We start from the raw sequence: 14,334 nt of genomic DNA, 5'->3' as shown, positions 1-14,334 counted from the left end.
GCGCGCCGCCGCCGCCGTAGCCGCCCCCGCAGCAGCCGATGCCCCCGCGCCGCCTGCGTCTGGCACTCCTGCCCCCGAACCGATCCCCCTGCGCCCTGCCCCGGAGGCACTTCGCAAGGTTCCGGTGGCGCCCGCGCCTCCGGCAAACGACACGCCCGCGCCGGCGCCGACCCCCGCACCCGCACCCGCGCCCGCGCCCGCGCCTGCGGCCATCCCCGTCACCGCGCGTAGCCGCGACGACACCGGCCGCACCGAAATTTCCGCGCTGGTCGAACGCATCGCCCAGTTCCGCCGCACCCGTTCCGAGACCCAGGCCGAGCTCGAACGCTCGCCCCTGCTGCCCTTGGGCGAGCTGCCCGAGCGCTCCGAGCGTGTGCTTTCGGTGTTCGGCTTTGCCACCGACATCACCGGGCGCATCGCCTGGGCGGCCGCCGAGGCCGCGCCGATGGTGATCGGCATGCGCCTGTTCGGCGGCCCCATGGGCAGCGACGGCCCGGACAACGGGATCGCGCGCGCCTTCCAGCGCCGCCAGCCGATCACCCGCGCTCCGCTCGGCCTCGAAGGCGCGCCGGCGATCACCGGCGACTGGATCGTCGATGCCGAGCCGCGCTTTTCCGAGGAAGGCCACTTCACCGGCTATTTCGGGCGCTTGCGCCGCGTTCAGGACGCAGCCGCTCCGGCAAGCGACAGCCCCGCTGCGCGCGAGGCCGACCGCATCCGCCAGCTGCTCCACGAATTGCGCACGCCCGTCACTGCGGTGCAGGGCTATGCCGAGGTGATCCAGCAGCAGCTGTTCGGGCCCGCGCCGCACGAATACCGCGCCCTCGCCGCCGCGATCGCTGCCGATGCGGCACGGATACTCGCCGGCTTCGAGGAGCTCGACCGGCTGGCGCGGCTCGAGACCGGGGCGATCCGCATCGAGCCGGGCGAGGTTGACCTCGCTGCGCTGGTGCGCCGCACCGCCGGACAGCTCGCCGCGGTGCTTGCGCCGCAGGGCGGCGGGTTCGAGCCGGCCTTTGCCGAGGGCGCGTGCGTCATGGCGGCAATCGACCCGGAGGATGCCGAGGCGCTGCTGTGGCGGCTGCTGGCGAGCCTCGCCTCGGCCGCTGCCCCGGGCGAGCGGATCGCGCTGCGGCTCGATCCCGTCATCGGCGCCGGGCGCGGCGAGGTGCGGCTGCGCTGCACCATCCCGGCGCGGCTTGCCGCAGCGGGCGAGGCGAGCCTGTTTGCCGCCACCACCCGCAGCGGCGAGAGCGCGATCAGCCCCGGCCTGTTCGGCACCGGCTTCGCGCTGCGGCTCGCCCGCGCCGAAGCCCGCGCGGCCGGTGGGTCCTTGCGGCACGATGGGGACGCGCTGCTCTTGACGCTGCCACTGCTTGGCGGGAATAGGGAGCTGCGGGACGCAGCCCATGCCTGACCGGCCTGCGGCGGGGAGACGCAGACAGGGGATGAGTTCAGGTTCGATGCTCGCAGTGCCGCCCGCCGGGCGCAGCGCCGTCTTTGCGCCAGGCTTCGGCCAGCGGGTGCTGCTGACGGTCGACACCGAGGAGGAGTTCGACTGGCGCGCGCCCTTCCGGCGCGAGGGCTATGGCACGAGCCACGTCGCCGCAATCCCGCGCTTTCAGGCCTTCTGCGAAAGGCTCGGCGCGCACCCGGTCTATCTCGTCGACTGGCCGATCGTGCAGGATCGCCGCGCCGTCGAGGTGATCGGCGATGCGGTGCGGCGCGGCACGGCCGATGTCGGCGTGCAGCTCCACCCCTGGGTCAACCCGCCCTTCGAGGAAGAGGTGAGCACCGCCAATTCCTTTGCCGGGAACCTGCCGCAAAGCCTGGAGGCGGCGAAGTTCACCTTGCTGCACGACGCGATTGAGACCGCCTTCGGGGCCGCGCCGCAGATCTACCGCGCCGGGCGATACGGGCTCGGCCCCAACACCGCCGCGCTGCTCAAGCAAGCCGGGATCCGGATCGACACATCGGTGCGCCCGCTGTTCGATTACAGCGATCAGGGCGGGCCCGATTACAGCAACCACCCGCTCGCTCCCTATTGGGTCGACCCCGAAAGTCGCTTGCTCGAACTGCCCGTGACCAGCGCCTATCGGGGCCCTCTGCGCGCGCTCGGCCCGCTGATCCACCGGGTCCAGCGCCATGTGCCGACGTTCTTTTCGGGCTTCTCCCGGCTGGGCCTGCTTGAACGCATCGCGCTGACGCCCGAGGGGGTCTCGGCGCGGGAGGCGCTGCGCGGCGTCGATCTTTCGGTCGATGCCGGCCTTCCGGTGCTGGTGCTTTCGTTCCACAGCCCGACGCTCGCCCCCGGCCACACGCCCTATGCCACGAACGAGGCGCAGGTCGAGGCGCTCTATGCCTGGTTCGAGGCCGTCTACGCCCGCCTTGCCGAGCGCGGCGTCACCAGCTGCACCGTCGCCGAGGTCATCGCCGCGACAGACGCATAGGCCGCTTGTCTCGGCCGCTCCTCCGGAGTAGGGCGGGCCTATCGCCCTGCCTTGCCCCCGGCGCCATGCGCGCACAGGGCCTGTAGCTCAGCGGTTAGAGCTGGCCGCTCATAACGGCTAGGTCGCGGGTTCGAATCCTGCCGGGCCCACCGGGGGCGGGGGCGAGCGCAAAGTGTCGGGGAGTGGCGCAGTCCGGTAGCGCGCTTGCTTTGGGAGCAAGATGTCGCAGGTTCGAATCCTGTCTCCCCGACCACTTTTCCTTTATTCAATTTTTTCAGTTATTTACATACGGAATGGCAGAGTTTCTGGGGCACCTTACTGGGTCACCTCAAGGAGGCACCGCCAGCGACATAGGCGACATGGGATCGCCTTATCGCTCAAGCTAGCTAACGCGGCCCCTTCTTCGCCCCGCGCCGAGCTTTCGCACGCGCGGCCAGCCGCTCTTTCCGATTGCCAGAATAGAATCGATCAATGTCCCGTTCGGCTAGACTGCGCTGACGAAGCAACGACGGCTGAAGTCGATCTCGAAGCAGGATTTCCGCTTCGTCCTGCCACTTGCGGGTTTCCTCTTCGAGTTCGGGAGTCCACTCGTCGATCTGGACCATCATCAGGTCTTCAGACCCGCCCACCCGACCAGTAAGGCTCGGAGCAGCATCAACTGCTATGCCAACAATCCGCTTCAGACTTCGGTTCTGAAATAGTGCAACCTGGCAGTACGCCTTGAGGAACCCACCCCGTCCTTCGCGATAATAATCATAACCTTTGGCGGTCAACCAATCGCCTCGATAAGCGAGGACCAGGAAGAGGTAGGCACTTTCGGGATCAGCGCAGCCCTCGAAGGGAAGAATGAGCCTCGCGAACCGATCCTGCTTGGCCTCCTCCGCTTTGCGATAGGCGCTCATGAAGGCATGCCCGAGGGCTCTCCGGTTCACCCGACACTCAAGCGCCATTTGCCTCAGTGCCACCTCGGCTGATCTGATCTCAGGCTGCATGCCCGCCACAGCAACGCTAGTCCCGCCAAGAAGATTTCGGGCGAAGAGCTCGATAAGGCGGTCCCAGTGGTAAGAACCAGCGTTCGCAGCCACCCTAGCGCGATACTCGGGTGACGCCCTCAGCGCCCTATAGTTACCTGGGGCGACAGCCAGCATGTCGTTGTTGTACGCTGGACCAACGGGCAACTGATTGCGCCCATCAGGGCCTGCGTTTGACAGGTAAAGGGCCAGCAAATCAGCTTCGGCGGCGGCTATCCCCAGCGTGCCTGAACGGATCGCGTTGCTGCGCTCGATCAGATACGCGACGAAGTCGGAAATCGTGTCCAACTCGCTCATAACGAGCTTGAGCGAAGGCGCGTCGAAAACATGGACGAACGAACCTTGGGGATCAGGATCGCCAACCATGAAGGGCGGGAAATCAATCGATGCGCTCGAGCCGCTCTGAGGAGACGGCGGCTGACCTATCACCATCAGCGTGCCGTCTTTGTCCCCCACATGTTGCCGCACGGCTGGCTCTGAGCCGCTAGTAACCACGATCCCATGGATCCGAAGTCGGGCAGGAGGCGGGAGGTTTACGGGTAGCTGAGTCTTGCACTCAGCGTCGATGAACACACGGTCTGGGTGGGTGCGAATCCAGCGCTCCGCGCCTCTAATCTGCTTCACCGAAGACGTGACTGCACGCCGATACCACCGACGCCAAGCGGTCTCGAGATCTCCGTTCGGCCAAGTTATCTCTTTGTCGGAGAAGACGAGAACATCGTCTCCGCAGACCGCAAGCAGGTCGCAAAGCTCCTTCCCTTGGCCCTTCCGCATATCTCGATCATTGTACGAGTTGGGGTATGCCCACAGGCTCAAAAAGGTCTTGTCAGCAAGCTTTGCGAGCTTGCGCTCGCTTCGGGTAATTCCCTGACCTCTCTCGATTTTCTGCATCATTCGTGAAGTTGGGTTCTCCGGTGGATTAGATCAAGAAAAAAGCAGGTCAGGCTGGACGCGGGCCAGATCCAACGGCTCAACGTCCCAAGGCTCGGTATACGCTCGCACGTCCGATCCCGAGCCTCGTTGCAATCTCGGTGGCTCCAACACCGGACTCATGTAGGCGACGGACTTCGCCTGGATCGATCGACTTGGGGCGGCCCTTATAGACGCCCTTGGCCTTCGCCTTCTCAATCCCATCACGCTGGCGCTCGCTCCTGATGTCGGCTTCGAACTCGGCGAAGGAGGCGAGGATGTTAAGAAGGAGCTTGCCGTCCGACCGCGACGTGTCGATGGCTCCCTGCTGGAGACACCGAAAGGTGACGCCCTTGTCAGCTAGCCGGTCGACGATCTGACGCAGATCCATAATTGAGCGGGCAAGACGGTCGAGCCTGGTGACGACCAGCGTGTCGCCCTCGCGGACATAGTCGACAGCCTCCTGCAGCGCCGTTCGCTCAGCTGCGGTCCTGCCGCTCTTCTTCTCTGCGAAGACCTTTTCACATCCTGCTTGGCGCAGAAGATCCTCCTGCACCTCGAGGCTCTGCCCGACCGAGCTCACCCGTGCATAACCAACCAACATCGATCCAACCTCCGTCTCATTTGGGTCTAGACCACGACACATAGCTGTCTCAGAATCTTCAGGTCAACCCAAAAGAGACGCTGAGGGGTCGATGCCGAGACGTCTCGCCAGGGTATACCCTTGTGAGGCAAGAACGAACGAAGCATATGCACCTCGTTCGTCATCTATCTGAAAGGAGGAAATAACCTGTGGGTCCGCTTAAACTGACGTTGGCGACGCTCGGTGTGGCAGCAGGGTGGATTGTCGGCCCTCTGGAAGCGAAGGAAATCGTGGGCGTATCGATTGGGATGGATCTCACGACTGCTGAGGGGAAGCTGAAACGGATTGGCATCCCGACCAAGCAAGAAGGGCCGGGCCCCGACACCTTCAGCTTGCACATCAACGAGGTCGAAGTGTTAGTCTGTGCAGGGCGAGTTGTAGGAGTGTCTCGCAAGTTCAGGGGCGACTTCCACACCTTTGGCAGGCTAGTCGAAGACGAGCGTGAACGAGAAGGAGAGCCGAGGCAGAGCTTCTACAGTGAAGACGGCGATGCAGGCAAAGCAACGTCGGTTGGCTACATCTGGCAGAGGCCTCGTCGCCCTGTTTATGGCGTTCACTTCTCCCAGTTCGGCGATGACTACGAGATTGCTGAGATCTTAGATTCGCCCGCCGAGGAGCTTAACCAAGTAGTTGAAAGCTGCGGTCTATCAGACCCTTGATAGCTGTATCGAGAGCGCGGGGAACGAGTGTTTGCGATGTCGACGGGGGGGTATGGGGGGTACCAGCCCTTCCCGCCGCTCATTCTCGCGCTCCGGATTTTTGCAGCAAAACCAACGGACCTTGGAGGCCGCGTCGGGCACTCGAGGGTCGCCTCCTCGAAGGTAGCGACACGATGCACCAAGGCGATGACCGGGATCGGGGATGGTGGGCGTGGTCGGTGACGGTCGCAACGCCGCGCGCCCAGTCCGAACCCGCCATCGTACCTCTTTAAGGCAGGGGTAATTCAATCGGTCATCACGCGAACATGTACCCGGCAGCCCTGATCGCGGTGAGGTCGAGGTGACCTTGGCATGGCAGTGGCGGCAGCTTTTCTGCCAGCTTGGGGTCACGCTGCAGCTGATCCAGGACTTCTTCACGGAAGGCCGCGAGCGGGTCGCTCTGGTAAAGCTCGATGAACGTCTCCCGCAGGATCACCGCAAGCTCATCCGTCCGCGCCGCGTGGGTCCCGAAGCTGTCGTGGATCACCGCCATGCTGTCGATCCCCCGATCTGCACAGGCATTGGCCACCAGCATCAGATGAGCAGCATCGAGGGAGTGAATGAAGGCGGGCGCGATTGCCGACGACGCCTGCCGCGCATCGTTCCAGGCACCCTTATTGTCCTCGAGGAACTCGAGAAGGCTCGGCGCACCTCCCTCGCCCGCGACAAGCAGTTGCATCCGCTTGCCACGAAACGTCACTTCCACCGACCGAGCCTTCACCTTCGGGTACCGCTGGAGCACCGGTAGGCCAACCGGCGTCGTCCACCAGATCGGCAGATCTGCCTTGTTCAACAGTGCCATCGCCTTCCGAAGCCAATCCATTGCGCGCCGTGCGGCTGGGACTTCAGTCCCGATCAGCTTGTACAGGACGCCGGAGAGCCAGAAAGCCGCCGCCTCATTATCCGCACCTCGCAAGTGTGGAAGCTCACCTGGGCCAGAGCTTTCTTCATCAAGATCCTCGAGCGTCTCTCGGATCTGGTCCACCATGCTCAGGCGCGTCGCCGAATAGACGTACGTCATGCAGGGACGCTTCACGATCTTCCGGGTGACGCGGTCGCCTTTCCACGGTTCGGCACCTGGATCGCTTGACAGGTTTACCAGCTGTTGAGCTCGGGCCGCGACGGTGGCGTACAGATCGCCGGGGCGATCCTGATCGACGAGGTTTACCTCTTGAGCCGCTTTGGCATCCCGAAGGAGCGCCGTGAGGTGCTGAAGGCCCGAGTTGGAGCCATCCAGGGCGACCGGTAGATGGGACCGGTAGGACTCGCCCTCGGCTCGATACCCTGCCCATTCCAGGCATGCGGCAAGAGCCTGCCAAGGTTTATCCGCCGTCGTCCAGAAGCGCTGGCCATCGAGAGGGTCGGCAGCGCTATCGAGGATCGCAGCTTCGTTTTTCTCCACCCATCGGATCCGATCCTCGAAGCTGACTTTGTCTTCGCCGAACAGGTTTGCGATGTGGATCGCCAGCCAACGAGCCCCAGTCGTTCCCAAGGGCATACCGCTCGCGAAAGTCAGCAATGCCTTGCCGGTATCGTCGCCCTGTGGCGATGGCCCTCCGGCGGGGATCGGATACACACGCCCACGCCAATCCATGCTGTGCGGAAAATAGATCTCGGGGAAGTCGACAAGTTTCTCAGCCACCCAAAGCTTCTGCATCAGCGCCAGCCGCTTGCCCTTGCGGCGCGCATTGAGGGCGTGGATCTTGGCCGCCTCGCGCTTCCATTCTTTGCGGGCAAGCTCGTCGGTCTCGAAAGCCGGGGGCTTTGCCCGGTAGCGGCTCATCATCGCGAGACGGCAGATTGCCAAGCGTGCCGCCGCTCTCCCACAGCGTCCGCATAGTTTCGAGGACCGGGCGATTGATCTTCCAGGCGGTCGACTGGATCTGGTTGATGGCGCGATAAACGCGCGGCATCTCGGCGTTCTCGAGTTCGTCGAGGTATGGCCGCGTGTTGTGGCGTACGATGCTGGTACCGGGGGGCGGATCGAGATAACCGCCATCGAACGGCGTCGTCCATGGGCGCGGCGGGACCACCATCGGCATCGGAATGGGATCCAAAAGCTCACAGCGCGCATGCTGGCGCTCGAGCCATTCGTCGGCCTGTTCAGTTAGTTCGAGACATTGATAGGTTCGACGCCGCTTTCCGGAGCCTTCCGGGACCAACACTTCACGAAACAGCCCGCAGGCGTCAGCGGCCAACTCGATCAGTTTGGTGCCAACCAAGATCCGCTCCTTGGGCGACCAGTCCAGCGCGACCCCCTCGCGGCGGTAGATCTCCCGCGCCAGCGCCAGTTTCCGTCCGCTAGGTGCTGGGCCATCGTTCAGGGACCGCTCTAGGCCAAGCGCGCCCGGTTTGTTCATGCTGCGAAGCGCTTCCGCTTCGAGGTGCCCAATGACCGCGCTCGCTACAGAGTTTGCAGCCTTCTGGATGCGGTCACGCTGGACACCCGATTGGATCGAGCAGCGCAAAGTCAGGTAGGCCAGCGCCTCGGGTTCAGCTCCCTCGAGCAGCTTGTGCGCGCTGTGCTTGCGCCCAGCTCGTCCCTGCTGAGCCGCCTTTAGAAACTCCGCGATGGCGTCGATGGTGGGCCTCAGAGCCAGCCGCAATAGTCGCCGTCCAGGAGGTAGCGCCGCTTCATCTACGCCTTCGCCGAGGATTGCGGTCCATTTGCTGCGCTGCTGACGGTAGCGAGCGATGCCTAGGGCGCGAGATTCATCTTCGAGGGCGCGCTGTGCCTCGAGCAAGCCAGATGCTTCCATCGTTATCGCGGGTCGAACCCATACCTCGAAAGCAGTTCCTCAGCCCGGAACACCTTCACCGTCACACCACTATATTCACTCGTAAGTCGCTGTAGCTCCCTCGCTCGTCTCGATTCAACGCCTGACCCGATGACGACTGCGACAATTGCACGACCACGGCTGTAGCCCAGCAGCTTCAAGCGCGGGAGGAAGGCAGCTGCTTGTTCGACAGCTTGAATGATGAGGCTCCGTTGCGGCGGACGGTTGATAAATAGCTTGACCTCCACAAGGACCGCCTCATCGTTTCGAACAAGTAATCCGTCTACTGGCGCTGCTATCCCCTTTTCAGTTGGGAGACGAACATCTCGCTGCAATAGCCCACCAAGATCTGCTTGAAGGTCTTGCAGAACTAGTCCCTCCAACAGATAGGCCAACGCAAGATTCTGGTCGGGAGCAAAAATCATGCCGCCAGATCCAGGCAGAGGTTGAGCCGTTCTGATGGTTGAGGGGACAGGGACCGGTTCGACAGGTTGCTCCTGAGCAACTTCGGCAACCTCGGCAGTAGCACTGCCAGTTAGCTCTAGCTGACCGTTGGCCTCGGCAGTGAGTTCTGTAGCCAGCCTTTCTGCCGTCTCCTGAGGCGGTGCGCTATCGGCCAGCTCAAACTCAACCCCGGCGACCTTCGCACTCTTGACGAGCTTAGTAAGCCAGGGAGCACAAGCTAACGCCAGCAAGATAAGGCCTGCGTTGGAAATCGGACGGTAAAACATGTCTATTCCGAAGCCGGACAGCCCGACAGCGGCAAGGACATGCGTGGGGTTCTTGAGCCAGCCCTTGATCCTACTCATGAGGCAACTCCTTAGGAACGCATCGCACTCGTGGACATCCTTGATTTAGAGTTGCTCATGCTGGCTGAGCCCCCAGCTTCGCCGCCACACTCCGGAACTTCTCCAGGGCCTCCTCGAGGCTCACCACGATCTCGGCGGCGATCTCGTCGGGGGGCGGTAGGCTGTCAGGGTCGGTGGCGCTGTCGTCCTTCAGCCAGAAGATGTCGAGGTTGACCTTGTCGCGGGCGATCAGTTCTTCGTAGGTGAACCGGCGGAAGCGTTCAGTTTCCTCGCGGGTGTGGCGGGCGTGCTTGCCACGGTAGCACTCGACGAAATCATCGAGGTCGGCCCGCTTGATCGGGCGGTCCTTCAGGGTGAACTTCTGGTTCGTCCGCAAGTCGTAGACCCAGAGCCCCTCGGTCGCCACGCGCTCGCCAGCCGTCGCCTTGTCGAAGAACAACACGTTGGCCTTCACGCCCTGGCTGTAGAAGATCCCGGTAGGGAGCCGCAGGAGCGTGTGGAAGTCGTAGTCCTTAAGCAGCTTGCGCCGCAGGGTCTCGCCCGCGCCGCCTTCGAATAGCACGTTGTCGGGCATGACGATGGCCGCCGTGCCGCCCACCTTCAGGATCGTCATGATGTGCTGCAGAAAGTTCAGCTGCTTGTTGCCGGTGGTGACGACGAAGTCGTCGCGGACGTATTCCTGCCGCTCGCTCTCGATCTGACCCTCGGCGTTGACGATGCGGAAGGACTGGCGCTTGCCGAAGGGCGGGTTGGCGAGCACCAGATCGAAGCGCTGGCCATCGTCGCTGAGAAGCGCGTCGGCCTGCTTCACCGGAGACTGCGCGCCGCCGATGCCGTGAAGGTAGAGGTTCATGGCGCACAGGCGCACCACCTCGGCGACGATGTCGGTGCCGAAGAAGCTCTCTTCCCGCATCCGGCGGGCCATGGCGCGGTCGTTCGCGCCGGGTTTTGTCCGGACATGCTCGTAGGCGGCGAGCAGGAAGCCGCCGGTGCCGACGGCTGGGTCGCAGACGGTCTCGCCAGGATCGGGGTCGACCACCTCAACCATCGCCTGGATCACCGGACGCGGCGTGAAGTATTGGCCTGCGCCGGACTTCACCTCGCCCGCGTTACGCTCGAGCAGGCCTTCGTAGATCGTCCCCTTTACATCGACGTTGAGGCCCATCCAGGTCTCGCCGTCGATTAGGCTCACCAGCCGCTGCAGCTTGGCTGGATCGCCGATCTTGTTTTCGGCCTTGAGGAACAGGGTGCCGACGATGTCGTCGCGCTTGGACAGCTTCTCGAGCACCTCGCGGTAATGGGTTTCGAGCGCAACGCCAGACTTGCCCCGCAGCGTATCCCACTGGCAGTCCTTGGGCAGCGCAGAAGGTTCGCCGAGATACTGGGTGCGCTCCTCGTCCATCTTGAGGAACAGCAGGAAGCTGATCTGGCCCAGATAGTCGCCATAGGAGACACCATCATCCCGCAGGACGTGGGCGTAGTTCCAGACTTTCGAGACGAGCGTCTGTTCGTTCACTGGACAAGTTCTCCACGGAAGGCAGCAGCGAGGATGGATTGGCGGAGGTTTGCGAGCAGTTGTTCGGCGTTTATGATTGCCTGGCGCTTTTCCATGATCGCCTCAGACAATTCGGCCCACACTGCAGCAATGTGCTGCTGCTCATCTAGCGGGGGCAACGCGATCTCGAACGCTTCGATTCCCTTTGAGCTGATGTTGGGCTGCGCCCCACCATAAGCGGCTGCGAGGATCCAAGGCTGCAAGTGCGAAATGATCGTGAGCAGAAAACCAACCGCGAGCTTGGTGGATTCGACGATCTGAAACCTTCCCACGCGCTGGTTCAAAAGCGAGGGCAGATCAGATCTGTATACCCCAAACTTACCGGTCGTTGCGCCCGACATTGCGATGAGAATGTCGCCCTCTTGAATGACGAAGCGTGGGTATTCAGCCGCATAGGCAGATGGCAGCCGGACAGTCGAAGGGCCTGGTGCGACTATACCATCGGTGATGTCGCCGATCCGCATCAGTGGAACGCCCTGGTCGGTGTAATCGTCGCTCTTGAAAGCGAATCCACCTTGTAGCTTGCACAGGTCGCCAAGGTTGACTTGCAGCCAGCTTGCGTCCTGCCCTTCGCCTGCCTCCCTCTTTGCGGAGCGCCAATCGGCGGTGAGTTCGCCGGTGACGGCGGCCTTGAGCAGGGACTTGCGGTAGGTCTCCAGATCTGCGCGGGCGCGGGCTAGCGCGGCCTCCCCGTCTTCCAGTTCGGAGAACAGTTCATCGATCCGAGCCACGATGCGCCGCTGGGTGTCCAACGGGGGGATTGGGAAGAGGAGATCTCCTAGCACCTTGCCGGGCAGTTCCTTGAACGTTGTGCCGCTGGCATTGTCTTCAAGGTAGGTCTTCGAAGCGAGGACGTAATACCTGATGAAGAACGGGTCGACTTCATCATTGAGAACAAGGCTCCTGAAGCCCTGGTTCGTTGTGACCTCCCCATCCGCTACGACACAGTACCCGACCGGCGCACGGCTAGAGATCAGCACGGTGCCCGCTGGCAATCGACGCGCGGATGATTTCCGAAGACCTTCAGTCGAAAGGCTTCGCGCTCCGTTTCTGATGGTCGCACCAGAGTAGCCTGAAAGATCCGCAGGTGTAATCCAAGGTGTTCCATGAGGATCATAGTTGGAGGGGTCTTTCGCGTCCTTCGGTGTTCCTCCGCCAACCACACTGGCGAAGTCTTTGGCGCGCAGCCAACGCCATTCTGATGGCACCGACCATCGCCCAAGCTGCTCTAACCCGGCCAAAACTATGCTCGCCCCTTACGCCACCAGTGCTTCGGTCACGTCGCCGATAACGGCCTCAAGCTGCGGACCAAAGGCCTTGCGGGCGGCAATCACGCCGCCCCGCGCGGTGAACTGTGGAAAGTCCTGCAGATCTCTGAGGGAGACCTCGATGTTCGCCGCGAGGTGGTCGCGGATTGCCTCGAGCCAGCCGAGCTGCTCCTGCGTGTAGGACCGCCCCTGGCGCTCCTCACGATGCAGCCAAAGGTTGAACTTGCCTGCGACAGACGATGACATCGGAGCCAAGCTCTCGTTTGCACCGATGGCGAAGCGCACCAGCGACACGATATCGGTAAGCACCTTGGCCGGATTGCCGCGCACTTTATCACCTTGGAGCCGTCGATAGGCGCTCCAAAGGGAGAGCGGCTGGAGGAGCCAGGGCGGGCGCAGCATCGCATCACGCAGCTCCTCGAGGCTCTGGTAGGTCAGCCGCTGTTGCGCCTGGGGCTTGCCGTAAAGGATCGAGAGGGCGGCGATCTGGTCCTTCTCCTCCTCGAGGAAACGCTGGAAGGTCGAGACCATCTCCTGCGCGGCCTTCTCGTCGAAGCCGGTGGAGATGACAATGTCGGGCGAGTGATGGTCGATCACCACCTCGCTCATCTTCTTGAGATCGATAAGCAGGGTGCGAAGTTCGGGCGCGTCGAAGGGCTCGAGCGCCTCCTCACGCAGCCGTGCGGCGACTTCCTCCTCAAGCTCGGGCGTTTTGCTAAGGGCGACGATCCGGTCGGCATCGATGGCATCGACCAGCCGCCCCGCGAGATCCGCAGGGGAGAGCCCGCCGGTGATCTTGCGGACCTCCTCACGCTGCTCGTCGGTCAGGCGGCGGTCGAGGCTGGCAAGGCGTCCTGCCAGCGTGGAGACGGCATCCTCGTCGCTGCGTCCGCTGGCGATCTGCTCGAGCAGCTTGTCGAAGGAGGTCGTGCGCTCGCGCTCGAGCGGGCGGGCGATGGACTTCTCGCTTTCGGTGACGCCTACGGCATCGATCAGGACGAAGCGGTCCTTCACAGTCGCATCGGGGGTGACCTTGGTGAGGTCGCTGGGATTGACGGTGCGCACCCCGCGCCCGCGCATCTGTTCGAAGTAGAGCGCGGAGTGAACGTCACGCATGAAGATCACCACCTCGATGGGCTTCACGTCGGTGCCGGTGGCGATCATGTCGACCGTGACGGCGATGCGCGGATTGTAGTCGTTGCGGAAGGCGTTGATCAGCTGCTCGGGGTCGACGCCGGTAACGCGGTAGGTGATCTTCTTGGCGAAGTCGTTGCCCTTGCCGAATACCTCGCGGGCGATGTTGACGATCTCCTCGGCGTGGTGATCGTCCTTGGCGAAGATCAGCGTCTTCGGGACTTCGGCGCGCCCTGGAAACAGCTCGGTCGAGATAGTGTCGCGGTAGGTCTCGAGCACGGTGCGGATCTGGTTGGGGGCGATGACCGAACGGTCGAGGTCGGAGCCCGAGTAGACCAGGTCATCGTCGAGCTGCTCATAGCGCTGGCGGCGCGTGTGGCGGTCCCTACGGGGCACGGTGAAGCCCGCCGGGATGCGGCTGCCGTGCTCGCCGATCTGGGTGCGGATGCGAAAGACCTCGAAGGGGACATTGACCCCGTCCGCGACCGAACGCTCGTAGGGATACTCGGCGACCAGGTTGCTGTTGAAGAAGCCAAGCGTATGCACCGAAGGGGTTGCCGTGAGGCCAATGATGTGCGCGTCAAAGTAGTCGAGCACCTGCCGCCAAGTGCCGTAAATCGAGCGATGGCACTCGTCGACGATGACGATGTCGAAGGTCTCGGGCGGGAAGTCGGGGTTGTAGGTGACTTCCTTGGCCGGACCGGAGCCGCCCTCGAAGCCACTGGCCTCTTCCTCCTCGTCGGACAGCGCCGCACCGGAAAGCTGCGAGAAGACCCGCTGAATCGTCGAGATGACGACCTTGGCATCCTTGTCGATGCCCGCCGGACCCAGCCGCTGGACGTTGTAGAGCTCGGTGAAGAGGCGGCCTGTGCCGTGCGGGCGGAAGGCCTGGAACTCCTTGAGCGTCTGCCGCCCGAGGTTGTTGCGGTCCACCAGGAACAGGATCCGCCGCGCCTCGCCATGGGCCAGCAGCCGGTAGCCGAGGTTGGCAGCGGTGAACGTCTTGTGTAGCGCGACATTCAAGGTGAGAGTTGCGCGACGATCAGGATGAGAAGTTGAT

General features: G+C 63.0%; 11 protein-coding genes and 2 tRNA genes. 5 read left to right on the top strand and 8 right to left on the bottom strand.

What is annotated here, in order from left to right; translation table 11 throughout:
- From AX708_RS00240 to AX708_RS00225, 4 genes are all read left to right on the top strand, one after another.
- Positions 1–1,417: histidine kinase dimerization/phospho-acceptor domain-containing protein (locus tag AX708_RS00240; protein WP_233999583.1), on the top strand; the 1,417-nt coding region annotated here is incomplete at its 5' end.
- 31 nt (positions 1,418–1,448) lie between these two features.
- On the top strand, positions 1,449–2,450 hold the full coding sequence (locus tag AX708_RS00235) for a polysaccharide deacetylase family protein (protein WP_066525797.1): 1,002 nt from the start codon (positions 1,449–1,451) through the stop codon (positions 2,448–2,450).
- Between the two features lie 76 nt (positions 2,451–2,526).
- Positions 2,527–2,599: transfer RNA gene (locus AX708_RS00230), tRNA-Ile, on the top strand.
- Between the two features lie 27 nt (positions 2,600–2,626).
- Positions 2,627–2,703: transfer RNA gene (locus AX708_RS00225), tRNA-Pro, on the top strand.
- Between the two features lie 133 nt (positions 2,704–2,836).
- Here AX708_RS00225 and AX708_RS00220 read toward each other — a convergent pair.
- Both AX708_RS00220 and AX708_RS00215 read right to left on the bottom strand, forming a co-directional pair.
- Complete coding sequence (locus AX708_RS00220; protein WP_066525799.1) at positions 2,837–4,375, bottom strand: hypothetical protein; 1,539 nt, start codon at positions 4,373–4,375, stop codon at positions 2,837–2,839.
- A gap of 76 nt (positions 4,376–4,451) precedes the next feature.
- Positions 4,452–4,994: a recombinase family protein gene (locus AX708_RS00215; RefSeq protein WP_066525800.1), complete on the bottom strand. Its 543-nt coding sequence runs from the start codon at positions 4,992–4,994 to the stop codon at positions 4,452–4,454.
- 188 nt (positions 4,995–5,182) lie between these two features.
- Here AX708_RS00215 and AX708_RS00210 point away from each other — a divergent pair, with 188 nt between their 5' ends.
- Positions 5,183–5,692: a hypothetical protein gene (locus AX708_RS00210; protein WP_067489129.1), complete on the top strand. Its 510-nt coding sequence runs from the start codon at positions 5,183–5,185 to the stop codon at positions 5,690–5,692.
- Positions 5,693–5,987: 295 nt separating this feature from the next.
- On the opposite strand, the gene AX708_RS00205 is transcribed toward AX708_RS00210, so the two are convergent.
- The 6 genes from AX708_RS00205 to AX708_RS00180 form a co-directional block, all read right to left on the bottom strand.
- Positions 5,988–7,229 carry a DNA-directed RNA polymerase gene (locus tag AX708_RS00205; RefSeq protein ID WP_233999584.1) on the bottom strand — a complete coding sequence of 414 codons (1,242 nt, stop codon included), beginning with the start codon at positions 7,227–7,229 and terminating at the stop codon, positions 5,988–5,990.
- Positions 7,230–7,365: 136 nt separating this feature from the next.
- Complete coding sequence (locus AX708_RS21015) at positions 7,366–8,490, bottom strand: hypothetical protein (protein WP_066525813.1); 1,125 nt, start codon at positions 8,488–8,490, stop codon at positions 7,366–7,368.
- Positions 8,491–8,492: 2 nt separating this feature from the next.
- Positions 8,493–9,317, bottom strand: a complete 825-nt coding sequence (locus AX708_RS00195) for a hypothetical protein (protein WP_066525815.1) — start codon at positions 9,315–9,317, stop codon at positions 8,493–8,495.
- A gap of 55 nt (positions 9,318–9,372) precedes the next feature.
- Positions 9,373–10,833 carry a class I SAM-dependent DNA methyltransferase gene (locus AX708_RS00190; protein ID WP_066525817.1) on the bottom strand — a complete coding sequence of 487 codons (1,461 nt, stop codon included), beginning with the start codon at positions 10,831–10,833 and terminating at the stop codon, positions 9,373–9,375.
- Positions 10,830–12,113: a restriction endonuclease subunit S gene (locus AX708_RS00185; protein WP_082745413.1), complete on the bottom strand. Its 1,284-nt coding sequence runs from the start codon at positions 12,111–12,113 to the stop codon at positions 10,830–10,832. The genes AX708_RS00190 and AX708_RS00185 overlap by 4 nt, the downstream gene beginning before the upstream one ends.
- 15 nt (positions 12,114–12,128) lie before the next feature.
- The coding region (locus tag AX708_RS00180) for a type I restriction-modification enzyme R subunit C-terminal domain-containing protein (protein WP_156454500.1) at positions 12,129–14,334 on the bottom strand (2,206 nt) is incomplete at its 5' end.

It is taken from the genome of Erythrobacter sp. CCH5-A1, from assembly GCF_001557115.1.
Taxonomy (GTDB): domain Bacteria; phylum Pseudomonadota; class Alphaproteobacteria; order Sphingomonadales; family Sphingomonadaceae; genus Erythrobacter.
The sequence above is the reverse complement of the archived record's forward strand: the minus strand, read 5'-3'. Positions and strand labels throughout refer to the sequence as shown.